Source organism: Sphingobacterium sp. CZ-UAM, from assembly GCF_002000245.1.
Taxonomy (GTDB): Bacteria; Bacteroidota; Bacteroidia; order Sphingobacteriales; family Sphingobacteriaceae; genus Sphingobacterium.
This window is the reverse complement of sequence record NZ_MTCM01000001.1, coordinates 49,179-66,572: the sequence shown is the minus strand read 5'-3', so window position 1 is coordinate 66,572 and position 17,394 is coordinate 49,179. Positions and strand designations below refer to the sequence as shown.

Sequence of the window (17,394 nt, the reverse complement as noted above, 5' to 3'; positions counted from 1 at the left end):
AAGATGAAGAAAATGAATTATCAGATCACGATCGACTCCCCTGTCGATCATGTGTTTAAAACAATGCTTGGTAAAGAAACGTACAAAAAATGGACCACCGCCTTCAACCCAACATCTGACTTTGAAGGTAGCTGGGAAAAGGGTTCCAAGATTTATTTTACAGGTATCAATAAAGACGGTGAAAAAGAAGGTATGGTGGCTGAGATCGCCGAAAATATTCCAAATAAATACATATCCATTCGTCACTACGGTATTTTAGACAAAGGGAAAGAGATTACCGAGGGACCAGCTGTGGAAGCATGGGCCGGATCATTTGAAAATTACACATTCTCTGATCTCGATGGCAAAACATTATTAAAGGTCGACGTGGACACCAATGAGGAGTATCTTGATTATTTTGACGAAGCCTGGCCAAAAGCTCTACAAATTCTTAAAGAAATCAGCGAGAAATAAAAAGGATATATTGGTAAAATAGAGAAAAAGCCAAACCTTTAGATAGGGTTTGGCTTTTTTTAATATTCCATTTCACTACTTTCTCACAAGACTAGCAATAATATGACGCACCAATGCAAAAACAAAAAAGCCCCACGTCCACTGGGGACTCGGGGCCATAAATAAACATATGAAACAAATTCTTATCAGATCTCCAAGCACCTTTCAGCGCTTACCTTTTGGTTCAAATATATAACGAACAAATGGACACCGATGCTAACATAACTATTATCAGTTATTCGTTCTTTATTGTTCAACACAATGACTTTTCTAATTGACTGCCGGCTTCTTCATATCATTCGCAAAACTACTTTTTCTTCATTCAATTATGACTTGTTAGCTTTAGCCGAATCGTAAATTTTTGCTCTGAACCGTCCACTTGCTGAGGTTATATCTAATAGCATCGGGCCATAACCGGCATTCGTCACACGAAATATCCCTTCAACCCAACCTTTATCTATTTTGGTAATCTGAATTTGTCCACCACTAGGTACTATATCTTTAATAATCTCATCAAAATATCTACTCATGTAGGTTGTTTTTGATGTCTGAAAATGAAAATGATTGCCTCCATTGGACACTTCATACTTATAGTCGCCTACACCACCATTCCATCGCAGTAAAAAGTATCCTCCACCCTCATTTTCAGGATTTGACAATAAGTAGCTATTTCCCGATTTCGCAGCCGAAGAAGCCGGGAACTTTACAGGTGCCCCACCAGCAATACTGAGCTCTATCCAGCCGTTACCTGAAATCTGGATATTGGACAGTAATAGATAAGTTCCGGCGCGAGGTGCCTTTAATTTGAGGCTTACCACGGCTGTTGCACTTCCATTAACGCTAGCGGGTGCCTGATAGGTTACGGTACTGGCATCTGCTTTAACGATTTTACCCGGTCCCGCAAGCTCCCAAGAATCTATAAATTTGCTAGGTAAGGCTGCGGGTGTTCCAACAGGATACCCCGGCTCGGTCCCCTGACCAGTGCCGGTCAGGGGTGTCAAAAGATCATCCCATTTTGTCTGGGTATAGATAAGGGCACGTACCGCCTGGGTCTGTCCGGGTTCGATAGAAGCTTCATATGGCTCCAATGAAAGCCTATTCATTAACGACCAATCACTAAAATGGGAGGTTTCATAACTGATTGTTTTCTGAACCGTATCCGTTTTACTTGCACCGACATATTTCCAAACCTGATCTTGCTGCTGATAGGCAAATCCCAGGGTTTGTGGCAGTCCGACCTGATCGGTTATCGTCTTCCAGTCGAAGGTAAGTGTTACCGCCTTCTTAAATGTGACATCGTGCGGTGTCAGGCGGTAAGATAAACCGATACCCGCGATATTGGTCTGTACAATTGGCTGTATTGAAATTAGCTTTTCCTCCGTGAGTGCACCAGCAGGAACAGAAATTTTTAATTGTCCATCAGCTGAAGACAGCACACCACCGGCTGGACCAATGGTTTTACGCGAAGCTTGCCCTTTGATAGCCCCAATCGGACGCGCCAAGGGTGTGATCGCAATTTCTGTCTCAGGTTCTTCCTCAGGCTTAATAGGATCTCTTTTACAGGATGTGCCCAATAGTGCCACACCAAAAGTGACTCCTATCAGAAAAATATATAAACAGTTAAATTTTACGTTCATTTCTTTAATATTTAATAATCAACAGTAGCAAAATTAGATGCATTTACTGGCTATAAACATGAGCTGAATCACTTAAATTCATAGGCATTATTACCTATAAATACTATTTTTGATCCTCCGGCCATTGTGTCCTCCGGTGCCCCTTTACGATATAGATTTTACCATTGACAGCGGTTTTATACCTGACATAAATACTGTCGGCAACGGTTTTACTTGGCTGTGTAGAGGCGTTTAACAAAATCTTCCCCTCAAGTAGCGTAACAGCGGTATTAGCAGCTGGTACAGCCAGGGTATTTTTATATTCACCTGCCACAAAAGTTCTATTTTGCAGGTCTATATTGACTTTTGCCAACAGGCCAAAGGGCTGGGCCGCGTTACTTAGCTTAAACCAGGCCGCATTCGCCAGATTGTCTGAAGTGTTGTACGTGCTCAATGTAAATAGGTTTGTACTCGCCGAAGAACCATCTTCATGGAATACGCGTGTATGCCATTCTCCGGAGACTGGGAAAATAGGAGAATACGCCACAGCGGGCTGCTCCTTTTTGCAAGCAACACAGCTTAACACAAGACATACGAAAAAGTATTTAAAGCTATTTTTCATTTCTTTATTTATTGAAAATCTAAACTTATTTTTTATGCCACCACATCTTTGTATCAATGGAAACCGCTTTGGGCGTGTTTGGATTATTATCCGAAGATACCTTTGGATAAGGTAGTCTTCTTGGAAGCTCATTACCAACCAATGAAGTATTTAATGAAGGTGTGTATTGACCGGGAACATAACTCTGCTCATCAGCCGGTACGGTACTGACAACTGGATATCCGGTTCTATTTTGGTCATAGAAGGCGTCCCATGCCTGACATCGTGCTGATGCGATCCATTTTTGGGTAATAATCTGCTCCACCATCAATTCAGCTACCCCTGGTTTAAACGCGTAGGCCCCATCAGTTCCTAGAAAGGCTGTCGCATCCTTGCCCCATCTGGAGAATGCCAATTTCACAGCTGATTCATAATGACTTTGTGCTTTGCTTACAGTATTTAAGCGTGCCCAGGCCTCCGCCTGTAAAAATTCTACCTCCGCATGGGACATAAAATATACGGGATCGGTTGCAGCTAATTTGGCCCTTGAGGTACTTCCCACCGGATATTCAGTACTGGTGGCATTATAATTTCCTTGCGCGTATGCAGTATATTGGCCGTTTATATCATTGGTTTCATAGAAATCCGCGATCCTGGGATCGTTATTTTCCAGCAAATAAGATAATAATGTTTTGCTTGCGCGGATATTCGCCCCTGTGCTCAGGGCCCGTCGATCGGATTCAAAAAGTGGGTTTGATTTATCTTTGATATCTTCAAATGCATCTACCCGTGCATCCGCGAGCAACAAGTCACCTTCTTCCAGTAGGGACTTTATCGCCAAAGCGTTTGTTGTAAAATCGCGCATTAAAACTTTCAGCTTCAATGATTTCGCAAACTTGCGCCATTTATCGATATCTCCTGAGAACACAAGGTCCTGATTCCCCATACTGGGAAGTGCCTTGGCCTCGGTAACCTTTGTTAAGACATCGTCCAATTGACTCAATATCAATCCATTGACAGCTTTCCCCTCATCCCATTTCGGATTATAGCCACCTTTATCCCCCTGCAAGCCCTCTTTAATCGGTAAATCGCCATACAGATCTACCAGAACATGGTAGTCAAAAGCGAGCATTACAGATGACGCGAGATAATAATTCCAGAGTCCTGCCGCTTGCGCTTTCTCTTTGGCGATATACAGATCTTTCATTCCACCCCCAAAAAGGTTCGCCCAGATTCCGTTATAAGAAGATATTGTCAATGCATAGGAGTCAATATTTTTGTATTGATTGGACGTGTTATTCTGCGTATAATGCTGTGCCCAAAAACCACCTATAAGTTCCAGATCACCGCCTATTTTCGCCGCACTATATGCAACGCCTGACGGAAATAAAAGATCCGGAGCTGCATCGGTTTCTGATGGTAAATAAGGATCTTTGTTGATATCCAAAGCCTTATCGCACGAATTAAAAATTAATGCACCCGCTATCAATATGTATCCAAATGTTTTTATTGTTTTCATAAATAATTTGTCTTTTAAAGGCCTTCTGTTATACCGCGATTATTTGCCCTTACCTCTATACCTGCCAATCGCGGATCATTTGATCGTGTCAAAAAATAATTAGAACCGTACGCGAACACTACCTCCATAACTACGAAATGTTGGACCAGCGGCAAACTCACCAAAATTGGAAATAATATCGTTTCCATAATTTGTTGATTCCGGATCTACGAAATTGTTATTTTTCGGTGTCCAGAGGAATAAATTCCGACCGACCAGGCTGAAATCAACTCCCTTGATTTTCGACCCAAGGATGCTCTTTGGCAATGAATAGGTGAGTACAAGCTCCCTTAGTTTAACAAAGTCGCGTTTCAATACAGCACGATCATATATAAAATTGGTGCTGCTCGGATTCCAATAATTATTAATGTTGTTCACCGAGATCTGAACATCATTTTCCACATACTGATCCCCCACTTGTTTAACAGAATTTGGGATTAGCCAAGGTTGGCGCTCGTTGTACATAGTTTCTGTTGCATTTCCTACAAAGTAATTCAGCTGCGCTGTGTAAGAATAGAAAAAACCTCCCTTGCGCCAATCCAGTACACCGGCCAAGCTCCAGTCCTTGTATGTAAATTTGGTATTGAAACCTACGACAAAATCGGGCTCATAATTTCCTATAGTACGTTTGGAATTGGGCTCAGTCAACGGTATCCCATTCGTTCCGTTCACAACTACTTTACCGGCATGTTCACCATTCTTGACTGTCATCACTTCAGGAACCTTAAATACACCAAGCGGTTGGCCAATCAGGGCGACAAAATCCACCATATAGGCTGAGTATATATTAAATTCCTTAACATCATCCCATAATTTCACAACTTTACTGTTATTCTTCGTAAAATTTATTCCCAGATCCCATTGAAAATCTTTCATTCTTAGCGGAGTAGCATTTAATCCGATTTCAACACCTGTATTTCGGATATCACCAATATTTTGAGTTCGTGTCGTAAAACCAGATTCCGGCGGTAGTGCCGAAGAATAGATCTGATCAACTGTTTTTCTATTATAATAAGAAACATCCAGCCCAATTCTGTTATTCAATAATTTCATCTCCGTCCCGAACTCAAATTCTGTGGTGATCTCAGGTTTGAGATTATCATTACCCAACAATTTACCATGCTGTAATCCAGCGGTACCCTTTAAAGGCAATACGATATCCCCGAATCCTAAACCTAAACGGGAGCTCGCATAGGTATTTTGAACACGATACGGAGAAGCATCGTTCCCTGTTTTGCCCCAGGCGGTTCTAACTTTTATAAAATTGAACAGATCGGACTTCAGTTCCCCAAAAGCATCAGTCAAAATCAATGCAGTGTTAATTCCGCCATATTTATAATTGTTGTGTTTGATTGGAAGCGTGGACGACCAATCCGAGCGGAAAGACGCATTTAAAAACCAGTAATTTCTATAACTCAATGTAGCATCTGCAAATAACCCCATCAGACGCTGTCTCAGGAAAATATTGTCCACAACTGGTGTTCCGCTTGTATTTTTTAAGCTGTACCATCCCGGTATGTTCAAACCACTAATGTAGGAATCGAGATAACTGAACCCTTGCTGGTTAAAGTTATACCCTACATTCGCTGACAGGTTAAGCGCTTCATTGAACGACTTATCCGTCTTGAACATAAATGTTGCATCAATTTGATTTGCCTTCCGATAATTTTCGCCATATCTACCTGTGGTAATAGCCTTCTTATGCACAGCCGATGTAGAACCGGGGGTATACGTGATTCGTTGAGAAAAATCCTTTGTATTGATACTTCCAAAATCACCGCCTAGCTTACCTACAGCAGTTAACCAAGGTAATATCTTATAGGAAAAATCTATATTTCCATAGACACGGTCTTCCTGAAGTTTGGTCCCGTTATCCAGCAGGGCTTTATAAGGGTTTGACGAATACGGTGTAAAGTAATTATCATAATTATAATAGGGATTGTTATAATCCGCCATAGACAAAATATCAATATCAACTGGGGTCTGTATCAGTTCCTGAAAAGTTGTCTTTCCCCCGTCAGCCGATCCTTGCCCTTGGAAAATTGCATTTAAATCACGTCGTACATAGTTTACACCGTAATTAAAGGTGAATCTGTCGAGGTTGGTATTCCCACGAAAAGAAAAGTTATTGCGTTTCAATTTATCCGGATGCCCCGGCAATACGCCGTGCTGATAAAAGTTACCGTAGGAAAATAGGTAGGAAGATCGCTCTCCACCACCTGATATTGACAATGTATTAGTGGCATCCAACCCCGAAACGTAGAATTTTTTTATGTTATCTTTAACATATGAAAAAGACTTTGTCTGACGGACTCCATTAATGGCAGAGCCCCAAGGCCTTTCGATCCCATCTAGTTTTGGTCCCCATGAACCGTTCTCTGCAGCATCAAAATCTGGCCAGCCCTGCCCAAATAAATGCTGTGTCTGGGGAACCATCAGTACATTGCTCACATTTATGGCTCCATTATAGGTAACTGAAAGATGCTGCCCCAACTTTCCTTTTTTGGTCGTGATCATAATGACACCGTGTGCGGCACGGGAACCATATAAAGCCGTTGCCGAAGCTCCTTTTAAAATTGTCATTGACTCAATGTCATCGGGATTTATATCGTTTGCGGCATTTCCCAGGTCAATAGACCTTGTGGATTCAATTTTTGCCTGATAACCACTATTGGATTCAACCTTTGCCTGAAAACTATTATTAATGGGAACGCCATCAACGACATACAAAGGATTATTTGCTGAAAAAGAAGATACGCCACGAATAATTACTTTTGTCGATCCGCCCGTTGTCCCAGAATTTGAAATACTGACACCGGCAACCTTACCCTGTAGGCCTGTCATTGCATTCATATTATTTGCTGCAACGATATCATTGGCCTTAACTGTAGTAGCTGCATAACCAAGCGCTTTACTCTGCTTCGACATACCCATGGCGGTGACCACGACTTCTTCCAGCGCCTTGTTGCTGTCCTCCAGTGTAATATTAAAACCGGACTGCCCGTCTTTTACAATAAGGGTCTGCTCCGCAAATCCAAGCGAGCGAAAAACAAGTACCTTTCCTATAGGTACAGATAATGTATAATTGCCATTTTGATCGGTTTGAGCAGTCGTATTGGATCCCTGTACAGCAATTGTTACGCCTGCCAATGGCTTCCCGTCAGCAGCAGTTACACGACCGCTCACTTTCCTGTCCTGCGCAAAAGCAACAGATGACATCATCATGCTACCTACCAAAAAACTAAGTAAATTTTTATTCATACGATTGTTGATTTTATTTAGCTTGCGTATAGCCACCGATTTTGATCTTAAATAAACCATTGTTCAAAAACTGTCTCGATGGCTATCCAATAGCGGTCCTTATTAAATTTTGATAAATTCAACTCTTCTATTTTTTGCTTTATTCTGCTCACTGGATTCATCAGCTACAGGTGCGGTATCCCCTTTCCCATCGGTTTCTATCTGCGTAATTTTTACCTGATAATCATTGATCAAGATATCGCGGACAGCGTCAGCACGCTTTTTAGATAAGATCAAATTCGCGCTTGCATTTCCCACCGCATCCGTATGGCCTATGATACGAATCTTCATTTCCTGGTTCTCGCGAAGTACTGTCGCCACCTCCTTGATGGTCCCCTCACTATCAGACTTTATTTCGGCGGAATTCGTGGCAAACAAAATACCACTGGTTTCAAGCTTTCCTCCGCTCAGCAGTTTGGAGCGCGTATCCCCACTCCCTTCAGCAATTTTGAAGTTTGATACATAGAATCCCAGTTGATCGTTGGTATAATTGGAGCTGCCCATATCCAACTTGAGCTGGTTAAAGTTGCTGTTCAACGGCACTGCATTGGGCAGATCAAAGACCTTCTCCTTATCTAACCAGATACGGATACGTTCTTTCTGAATACTGATCGCTACATGAATCACATTTCCAACTTTCCTGTCAAAATTGGCCACCCGATATTTATCTGTTTCCAGTTTCTTTGCGACATTCTCATAGGAGGTCAATTGTACCGCCGCTTCTGAACGATAAGGAGCAATACCTACTTTGAGACAATTTTTTAGGCGGTAATCATAGGACATGATCTCACCTTTGTTGCCCCGATCATAGAAAGCGAAATTAAAAGCAGGCACCATGTAGCCTCCAGCGAGAGGCCAATCCATAATCAGGTCAAATTCTATGGTTGCATTTTCGCCAATATTGACTACAGGACTTACAAAAGCTCCGGGATAAAGCCGGAGCCATTTACCTTTGGCATTGTTGAGGGTGACAACCTCTCCCTTACTGCGGGTATACCATTTCAATGGAAACTGTCCCTGCGCGTCTTGGGAGAAATCATCCGCTAATAAGACCTTACTTCCCGGAATAAAATCGTAAGTAGTTGTGCTGCTTAATGCCGTTTTTTTTCCAACTGGCTCATTCTCCTGATGTCCGTTATCGTCACCAGAAGCATTGGACTCAACAGATGTCTTCTTACCGGTATTGGTCTTGCCATCAATTACATTCTCCAATGTTTTGGTGGCCATATTTTCAGCCTTTTGTTTAAGCTTATTAAGAAAGCCCTGGGCGATTGCACTTCCGCCAAGCAGAAGCATAACTGAAGTAAAAAATATCTTTTTCATGGCTATACTTTAGGATAAAATTGTTGGTGATTAAACTGCTGTTATTTGTGTTCAATTACCACTGAATAAGTTTTTTTAGGGTTGGTAAACGAATTTTCTATTGATCACTACCGGATTGCCACCATTCTCTACTTTTTTCTCCATTGCAGTAAGTGGATAACCGGCATTGTCATAGGTATATATTGTCGTGATTGTCTGATTTAGAGTCCCCCCTGCATTGGTCGTGACCTCTTTGATAACATTATGCTTACTGTAGCTATTTGTAAACAGGGCAAGATATGAGCCTACTGTAGTCACATATGGATTGACTTTATTATCGTATTCATAACTGATTTTTACCGATGGTACGAGTGTATTATTTTCTGTCAAATTATAAACCTCCACACGTTCCACATCGCCGCTCTGATTATAAAATAACTTTTTTCTATAATAAGGTTCATCCTGTTCGACAAGTCCGTAACCGGTAATTTCTTTGATCTGTTCGCCTTGATAAACGTATTGGTTGTAGGAGAACATTTCAGAATCTGTATAAGATATCTCCTCCTTCGTTAAAAGGTTTCCAGTATACACGAACTTAATCTTCCCGTCCTCATTTTCAACCGCTATAGGCTTCTTATTATTGTCATAGGTAATCTTGGATCTTGACCGCCCTTCCCCTTCTACCTCGATCAATTCGGCCAATACGCCATTTGCATACTTAAATTCACTATAATTATCCGAGTCGATCTCAATTTTACTTAGTTTTTTTTCAATTTTTTCTGGCTCCACTGCGCAAGTCGAACACTTGTCAGAACATGAAAACATGGACAAGCCTATAAATGATAACAGGACCAGAGTTCCCTGTTTTGAATGGAATTGATGTTTCATTGTATTATTCATTTTTATACTTTATTTAAAATTATCATACGGTAAGAATGTATGACCGAAGAGTGTATGCTTGTTTTTACCCGTTCCCAACCAATATTTTACAGACCTTCCATCCTTCGTCAGTCGAACTCAGATAGATATAGTCCGTACGCGTAAAGGTTTGGAACCGCATCGTCATTTTAGCTAAGCAGTTTGTTGTGGTTTCGTCAAGAACACTATAGGCTGTCTCACAGTCATAGGTATGCCCTTTGATTGATTTTAGAAATTTTATAATTTCCTTTTTGGAATGTCGTTCTGCCCTATCATTCACGTAATACTCAAGATCATCCGTAAAAAGGTGCTCGACCAATTGTGATTCCCCCGCACTGACAGATTTCACGTAGGCATCTAAAACTTTGGAAACTTTCCAACCCCGCATAGGACTTGGCTTAGATGCAGCGTTGGCTGCAATACTTATTATGCCTACAAAAAACAATGTGCTAATTATCCCTTTCATGGTTATGCTATTTTTATAAGTGATTATTTTTGTGGTTCAGTTGATTTCACATAGCGTTGTACTTCACCCCCACCCAGTGGAACTTCAAGTACTTTTTTTCCGTCAATCTCTTTGATTGTCCAGTTATTCAACGTTCTCTTTTTTTCTGGATATAGTTCTGCAGCTGTATACTTCTTTGTTTCACCAAATCCGGGAGAATTGCTTGTTCCGCAGCTATTATACCCTCTGTAATTACCGCTTGCGTAGAACATTTCCAACATTTTATTAGCCGGATCTATTTTTACAGTACCTTCTTTATAACCCAGCACTTGGGTACGGCAATAAGTGGATGTGCTGGTATAGTAAAAGTATTCCTTGGCCCGGCCATCTTTGTAAAACATGTATCCAACCGCAATTTCATTAGCAGGGCCTTTGTACACCCCATCGTATCCCCAAAAATTACTGATCGAACTTACACCAGCAATCCAATACCCCACCAGCTCATCCGGCACAGTAGATCTGGGATGATTTCCAAATTCACCTTCAGGCAATTCGGATGCATTTTCTGATTTTTTACAGCCATAGAATGTGCAGCAGCACAATGCACTTACACACAGTAGACAAAGGGTGAGCAACAGCCCTTTTATTCCATCTGATTTCTTTTTCGATACTTTAGCATTCATTTCTTTTCTTATTTAATTTCAACCTAGTGTTATAATATATCTTGCTATGATAAATTTCTTTTTCAAAATTAACCTCTTATAACCCAGCAATAAATCACATCTTTGGGTGATTCGTTGGGTTTTACACATCGTCTATTTGATTATTCAAAATTATCACAGCACTGGTGGCGAACAAATAAGCAGAATCCACTATCTTAATAGGCAATACTACCTATGCATCAGCTTTAACTAACACCTAATTTTGGATAGATATATTTTGAAGAGACTTTTGGGATTAGGGGATGTATAATGAGCCAGATGTTAATAAGTTGAATGCACGTCGAAGTATCTAATCATAGGATTCTATTTCCTGAATGATGACCTAGGCTATAAATTTATCGTTCAAACGATTCCTGGCTCCGATATGATAAAAGAAAGAAGAGTACTATAATTTCGAAAAACTCAAACAAGTGCAACGTCGAAATGTTAGGACCGGATTTACTGTTTCAGTAAGAGCGTCATCGAATCACATTAACATGTGGTTTATCCGGCTTACTATTATTTCTAATTTGCAACATCTTTATAGGCTAATTGTCAGGACAAATAAAAGCCATATAATATCTCAAAATTGACTAGTTAGTAATAGTAGTTTCATATGTGAGGACATGTCGCGAGGATATTTCCATGTTAAAAAAGAAGATCGGGGTTTCCCATAGCCCCGATTCTTTGAAAGAATGATTTAAATAATCCCACAAACATGTGATAGTTCACAAAAAAAATGCGAACTACTTTTGTAGATAAAAACAGTCCCTATTAAAGACCACTAAAATCACTGATTCGATGAAAAAAAACATCTTCCTATTATTGATAATATTCATGTTTCAAATCGCTAGACTCGTTGGGCAGCCGCAAACGGTGCATTATGTGCTTTCAGGAAAAGTGCTTACCTCGAACAGCACTGATTTGGAAGTAAATCTATTCAATCTCGAAAGCAAGCTGTTAAAAACCGAGTTAGTTAATACTAGCGGAGAATTTAAATTCGACGGGTTAGCCAGTGGATCCTATTATTTAAAAATTAGTCGAAACCGTGCGGATATCTATAATTCACAAGTTTTTCAGGTTCGGGATCAATCGCTACTACTTCCCACAATCATGATAAATGATAAAATATTGGAGACTGTCGTTGTCGACAAAGTCCGTCCTTACATAGAGCGACAGGAAGGAAAAATAATTTTAAATGTAGAAAATAGTCTTCAAAATATCGGTGGTTCAGCCTTTGAAGTATTAGAAAAAGCACCTGGGGTCAATGTTGACGCCAATGACAACATAAGCTTGCGAGGAAAAGGGAATTTACTTATACAGATCGATGGGAAAAACACACCACTAACAGCCGATGCCCTTGCAGACTATCTGCGGGGGATCCCAGCCTCCAGTATCGAAAAAATTGAATTTATCACTAACCCGTCCTCAAAATATGACGCCGCAGGTACAGCTATAATCAATATCAAACTGAAAAAAGGAACAAAGAAAGGGACAAATGGGACATTGACTACGGCAATAGGCACAGGAAGATACATCAAAAACAGCAATAGTCTACATATCAACCACAGGAGTAACCATGTGAATCTGTTTGCCAACTATAATTTCGCTTATCGTGAAATGTCAAATGATCTGATCTTGAACCGAAACTTTTATAATCAAGAAAATTTCGTAAAAGCATATCTTCAGGATAATTTCATAAAAACAGGTTCCCATAATCATAGCGGAAAACTGGGGTTGGACTATAATCTTAACGATAAAAATCTCTTCGGTATCTCCGTCGGTTTCAATAGTAATATTATGACTCCCAACAGTAATAGTAAAACGACTATACTGAATAGTGAATCTGTGCTTACAAAAGAAATAGAAACCCAAAGCAACGCAAAAAATAGATGGCGAAACGGCAGCATTAACTTAAACCACAAATATTCCATAGACTCGATCGGTTCTGAAGTAAGTACCGACCTCGATTTTATCCACTATTTCAATAAGTCTGACCAAAACTTTAACACCCAAACAACCCTGCCGGGCCAAACCATGCCCGACCCTTACCTCCTACAAGGAGATATAGACGGCGGCCTAAACATTTATTCCTTAAAGAGTGACGCGATAAAAGTATTTAAACAGCATTGGAAATTTGAAACCGGAATTAAAACCAGTTTTGTCAAATCCGATAACGACATGGTATTCTATGATTACAGTACCGATAATCCGCAACTCGATGTGAATAAGTCTAATCATTATATTTATAAGGAATACATCCATGCTGTCTATGGCAATCTCTCAAAAAAATGGAAAAATATGAAAGCCGTTGTCGGATTGAGGGCTGAACACAGCAATGTCACCGGAACACAAGTCACGATGAATCTAGTCAATAAAAGAATATATACACAGCTGTTCCCCAGTGCATCAATAACATTTGATCTTAGTTCGGAAAACAATCTGGAGGTAAACTTTAGCAGGAGAATTTCACGTCCCAGCTATATACAGCTCAATCCGTTTAAATTTTATATCAACGCCACAACCTATAAAACAGGAAATCCCGATTTGAATGCGCAGACGTCCTTGAATTACGAACTGACTTATAGCCTAAAAAGTAAATACCTGGCCACAATAAGCTATAGCAAAACCTCAGATAATATCACATCGGTCGTAAAACCGATAGTCGAAGATGGGGAGAACATTTCGGTGCAGACAGACGAGAACCTCAGATCAGCTTCATATTATGGACTATACCTCGTTGCTCCTTTTAAAGTATTAACTTGGTGGGATCTGAATACAAACCTCAATTTATATTACGGCTCTTATACGGGGAATATCTCAGAAACACAGATCAATAACAAGGGAAACTTTAATATTGACATAAATACAGTAAATAACTTTAGATTAGGCAATAATTATTCGGCAGAGCTTGCTGCAAATTATAAGTCGGCCGAAGTCTACGCTTTCGCTCGTATCTCACCGCTCTGGTCGGTCAATATCGGTGCCCAGAAAAAATTCCGAAATAACAGTACATTGAAAGTATCTTTTACAGACATCTTCTGGACCAACTATTACAAGGGACTGACGGTTTATAATAATTACAGGGAAAATTTTAGCTCAAAAAGAGATACGAAGGTAGTGATGCTGTCCTATAGCTATAGTTTTGGAGGTGGAAAATCTATACAAAACCGAAAAACCGGGGGAGCCGAGGATCTCAAACGACGGGCCGAATAATACGCGCTGCAAACCATTCATAATATCTTCTGGTAGGGTCATTCCGCCTCTGATCTATAGGAAGATGAAAAATTTCACTAGCAAAACAGATCACCTATTTGGATGATTTTGAAATAAATGGTTGCTACAGAGCGCCCCGATTTTATTAAACCATAGATTTATTGCATTTTTATAAAAATAATCGCCCATAATGAAAAGCAAAAGGTTTATCCTATACCTAATGGCTGTATTGACCTTATTCCCATTGCTGTTGACAGCAAAGGAGATCTCGTTCAACCGCATAACCGAAGGCTTAGCGTCTAACTTTGTGAGCTGCGTCACGCAAACGGAGGATGGATTCATTTGGGTTGGAACCAAAAATGGATTGCAACGTTATGATGGCATGCGTTTCCGCCGGCTCCTGAGTTTGGGCCTTCCGGGATTGCCTGTTGACCAATTGCTTATTGCAACAAAGTCGAAATCCCTTCTGGTGCGAATGGAGCATAAATTTTTTCTACTAAATTCCCACACGAACAAGACACAGGAAATCGCTGTAGACAAATACAGCAAAGATTTTCAGAACTATCAGATTCGCCTCGTCCAACAGGGTCAGCACATCTTTCTGATTCTTCATGGAGTGGATATTTTGACTTTGAACGAATCGAAAAATAAATTTGAATCCAACAAAAATATCATTGATTTTCCCGCAGACTGGGAACCAACCTGGCTACAATATGACCAAAAGGGCATTGTCTGGATATCGGGCAAGCAAGGAATGGGATATTTTGACCAAAAGAAAAGGTCTTTTTTTACAGATAACAACCTCAGGTCATTTAAAAACATAAACCGCTTTTTCATCGATTCCAAATCCCGTTTTTTTATTCACACCAAATTACGCCACTCGAACGGGCTGATTTATCTTACCGATGCTAATTTTCAACAAAAGAAAATTATACAATCTGCCCCCAATAGTGACAGTAACTATCACGATTTTTATGATTGCTTTGAATACGACCATATCGTATGGAGCTACGGTGTAGATCTTTTCAATCTTTTCGACGAAGAAAAAAAGGAGTTTACCCAATTCTATGATCGAAAAAACATGGACTATGGGATACAGATAACGACAGTTTCACAGGTTTTTAGAGACCGCGACAACAACCTGTGGGTCGCGACAGACAACGGGCTGTACATCATGTCCATCATAGGAGATCATGTGCGAAACATCGTTACTTCCACCATATTCCATAAAGCAGCTATCACCGATTTAACTTCCTTCGGTTCTAATCGCATTCTGGTCAGCTCCTGGGGTGAAAAATTAACAACATTTAAATATGACAGCGCACTACACATAAGCCATGAGCCTGAGCTAAGTACACTCTTATTCAAAGGTGTACCACAACAGGATGTTAATTTCAGGCATATCTGGGCGATGACATACGATCCAAAGCGGGGAAATACCTGGATCGGATGTAAAGATGGGAGATTGATCCTTTTTAATACAAAAACCAAAAAATCCCAGTTTCTAGTACCTAAAGTCTTTGAAGGACAATCCATCCGTCATATTACCATTGACAGACATGGTCAGATATGGTTTGGAACAGATAATGGAAAAATAATTAGGACAAGTAGCAGTGGACTCGCTTTACTCACTGATTTAAAATCTGCCATTTCCTGCATTCGGCCCGGTGAAGGTAATAAGATATGGATAGGTACGCGTGGCTCGGGCGTATTTGAACTGGATGGTGGTTCCGGAAAAATTCTAAAAAACTACAAAGCCGGAAACCATGGTCTTAGCACTTCAAAAATTCAGGATATTGAATTTATTGGGAACAGGTTCCTCGCGATAGCAGGATATTCTGGTCTAGATATCTTAAACCTTTCTAACGGTCATATTATGCAATATAATATTAACAATGGATTGCCACAGAATATGATCACGGCCTTGGTCACCGATAATGAAGGTCTACTCTGGATGAGCACTACCGCTGGTATTTGCCGTTTTGACCCCAACAAAAAAGAATTCCATTCCTTCAATAAGCAGCATGGTCTAATCAACACGTCAAATATCGTTAATCTGCCCATGCGAGGCATCAAGCTTGAAAGTGGAAAAATAGCATTTAGCAGCGACAAGGTTATCCTTATCTTCGACCCTTCAAAATTGAACAATAATAATGCGGCACCTAAAAAACTGCATATTACCGATTTTAAACTTTTTGACAATTATTTATCTGTAGATTCATTGAACAAGGCCGGAGGTGTCACATTGGAGAACTGGCAAAATTATTTTTCCATTTTTTATTCTACACTCTCCTATAATGATCGTGACAATTTCAAATATTATTATCGGCTTGAGGGATCAGAAGATTCCTGGATACTAAGCGATCCTCGATTAGGCGTTAGAGTTGCTGCATTATCACCTGGAGAATACGTCTTTATGATACGTTCGGAAAATCAGGAAGGTAAATTTTCAGCAATAACCCGGTTGCCGATCACGATAAGACCAGCATTCTATCAGACCTGGTGGTTTTTCGTTCTAATCATTCTCTTTATTTTACTCGGAATTTTCATTTTACACCGTTATCGGTTAAAAAGGCTGCTGGAAGTACACCGGCTACGCGAAAAGGTCGCCCGCGACTTACATGATGATGTCGGTTCTACACTCACCTCCATCCATATTCTGAGCGAAGTAGCAAAAAAAGACCTTTCGGACCAACAGCATATCGTCCAGTCCTATCTTGACAGGATTGGCACAAACAGTTCACAGATGATGCAGGCGATGGATGATATTGTCTGGAGCATAAAACCAGATAATGACCTCCTGCAGAAAATTGTGGCACGTATGCGCGAACATGCTGCCCTGATTTTAGATCCGTTGAAAATACAGTGTATTTTTAGCGCAGACGACAGTATACGGAATATAAAATTAGCTATGGAACAACGCCGCAATCTATTCCTGATCTATAAAGAAGCACTAAATAACATTTCCAAATACGCTGAAGCCACGCTAGTGGATATCCGCATCAGAGCGGGTGCATCGCATATCGAAATGGTCATCAAAGATAATGGCAAAGGTTTCGACTGCACCCAGCAACAATCCGGCAATGGGTTGTTCAATATGAACCAACGAAGCAAAGCCTTAGGAGCTGAACTTAAGATTTCCTCATCCATAGGTGCAGGAACCAGCATTTCAATAATCATGAAAATCTAAGGAAAAGCAATTCACATCAATATGCGATTGATCCCATTGTAAATTTTTCATAAAA

11 protein-coding genes are annotated in these 17,394 nt (G+C 40.3%); 3 read left to right on the top strand and 8 right to left on the bottom strand.

Going from position 1 to position 17,394, the window contains the following annotated elements; genetic code table 11:
* The first annotated feature begins 3 nt into the window (after window positions 1-3).
* Window positions 4-453: an SRPBCC family protein gene (locus tag BWD42_RS00280; RefSeq protein WP_077432494.1), complete on the top strand. Its 450-nt coding sequence runs from the start codon at window positions 4-6 to the stop codon at window positions 451-453.
* A gap of 365 nt (window positions 454-818) precedes the next feature.
* On the opposite strand, the gene BWD42_RS00275 is transcribed toward BWD42_RS00280, so the two are convergent.
* The 8 genes from BWD42_RS00275 to BWD42_RS00240 all read right to left on the bottom strand — a co-directional run bounded on the left by BWD42_RS00275 (window position 819) and on the right by BWD42_RS00240 (window position 10,915).
* Complete coding sequence (locus tag BWD42_RS00275) at window positions 819-2,129, bottom strand: hypothetical protein (protein WP_077432493.1); 1,311 nt, start codon at window positions 2,127-2,129, stop codon at window positions 819-821.
* A gap of 103 nt (window positions 2,130-2,232) precedes the next feature.
* Window positions 2,233-2,730 (bottom strand): lipid-binding protein, encoded by a 498-nt coding sequence (locus BWD42_RS00270; protein WP_175991921.1) that lies wholly within the window; start codon window positions 2,728-2,730, stop codon window positions 2,233-2,235.
* A 25-nt stretch (window positions 2,731-2,755) separates the two neighbouring features.
* Window positions 2,756-4,228: a SusD/RagB family nutrient-binding outer membrane lipoprotein gene (locus BWD42_RS00265; RefSeq protein WP_077432491.1), complete on the bottom strand. Its 1,473-nt coding sequence runs from the start codon at window positions 4,226-4,228 to the stop codon at window positions 2,756-2,758.
* 99 nt (window positions 4,229-4,327) lie between these two features.
* Window positions 4,328-7,528 carry a SusC/RagA family TonB-linked outer membrane protein gene (locus BWD42_RS00260; protein ID WP_077435639.1) on the bottom strand — a complete coding sequence of 1,067 codons (3,201 nt, stop codon included), beginning with the start codon at window positions 7,526-7,528 and terminating at the stop codon, window positions 4,328-4,330.
* A gap of 102 nt (window positions 7,529-7,630) precedes the next feature.
* A complete protein-coding gene (locus tag BWD42_RS00255; RefSeq protein ID WP_077432490.1) occupies window positions 7,631-8,890 on the bottom strand; it encodes an OmpA family protein in 1,260 nt (419 codons plus the stop codon).
* 75 nt (window positions 8,891-8,965) lie between these two features.
* A complete protein-coding gene (locus BWD42_RS00250) occupies window positions 8,966-9,757 on the bottom strand; it encodes a hypothetical protein (RefSeq protein ID WP_139350969.1) in 792 nt (263 codons plus the stop codon).
* A 76-nt stretch (window positions 9,758-9,833) separates the two neighbouring features.
* Window positions 9,834-10,253 carry a nuclear transport factor 2 family protein gene (locus BWD42_RS00245; protein ID WP_077432488.1) on the bottom strand — a complete coding sequence of 140 codons (420 nt, stop codon included), beginning with the start codon at window positions 10,251-10,253 and terminating at the stop codon, window positions 9,834-9,836.
* A gap of 23 nt (window positions 10,254-10,276) precedes the next feature.
* Window positions 10,277-10,915, bottom strand: a complete 639-nt coding sequence (locus BWD42_RS00240; protein WP_077432487.1) for a hypothetical protein — start codon at window positions 10,913-10,915, stop codon at window positions 10,277-10,279.
* Between the two features lie 819 nt (window positions 10,916-11,734).
* Between BWD42_RS00240 and BWD42_RS00235 the strand changes: the two genes are divergently transcribed.
* Both BWD42_RS00235 and BWD42_RS00230 read left to right on the top strand, forming a co-directional pair.
* Window positions 11,735-14,149 carry an outer membrane beta-barrel family protein gene (locus BWD42_RS00235; RefSeq protein ID WP_077432486.1) on the top strand — a complete coding sequence of 805 codons (2,415 nt, stop codon included), beginning with the start codon at window positions 11,735-11,737 and terminating at the stop codon, window positions 14,147-14,149.
* Between the two features lie 190 nt (window positions 14,150-14,339).
* A complete protein-coding gene (locus tag BWD42_RS00230) occupies window positions 14,340-17,339 on the top strand; it encodes a sensor histidine kinase (protein WP_077432485.1) in 3,000 nt (999 codons plus the stop codon).
* Window positions 17,340-17,394: the final 55 nt, after the last annotated feature.

Excerpts from the sequence above, each read along its gene's own strand:
- BWD42_RS00280 (WP_077432494.1), top strand. The coding sequence starts at position 4 with ATGAAGAAAATGAATTATCAGATCACGATCGACTCCCCTGTCGATCAT.
- BWD42_RS00275 (WP_077432493.1), bottom strand. The coding sequence starts at position 2,129 with ATGAACGTAAAATTTAACTGTTTATATATTTTTCTGATAGGAGTCACT.
- BWD42_RS00270 (WP_175991921.1), bottom strand. The coding sequence starts at position 2,730 with ATGAAAAATAGCTTTAAATACTTTTTCGTATGTCTTGTGTTAAGCTGT.
- BWD42_RS00265 (WP_077432491.1), bottom strand. The coding sequence starts at position 4,228 with ATGAAAACAATAAAAACATTTGGATACATATTGATAGCGGGTGCATTA.
- BWD42_RS00260 (WP_077435639.1), bottom strand. The coding sequence starts at position 7,528 with ATGAATAAAAATTTACTTAGTTTTTTGGTAGGTAGCATGATGATGTCA.
- BWD42_RS00255 (WP_077432490.1), bottom strand. The coding sequence starts at position 8,890 with ATGAAAAAGATATTTTTTACTTCAGTTATGCTTCTGCTTGGCGGAAGT.
- BWD42_RS00250 (WP_139350969.1), bottom strand. The coding sequence starts at position 9,757 with ATGAAACATCAATTCCATTCAAAACAGGGAACTCTGGTCCTGTTATCA.
- BWD42_RS00245 (WP_077432488.1), bottom strand. The coding sequence starts at position 10,253 with ATGAAAGGGATAATTAGCACATTGTTTTTTGTAGGCATAATAAGTATT.
- BWD42_RS00240 (WP_077432487.1), bottom strand. The coding sequence starts at position 10,915 with ATGAATGCTAAAGTATCGAAAAAGAAATCAGATGGAATAAAAGGGCTG.
- BWD42_RS00235 (WP_077432486.1), top strand. The coding sequence starts at position 11,735 with ATGAAAAAAAACATCTTCCTATTATTGATAATATTCATGTTTCAAATC.
- BWD42_RS00230 (WP_077432485.1), top strand. The coding sequence starts at position 14,340 with ATGAAAAGCAAAAGGTTTATCCTATACCTAATGGCTGTATTGACCTTA.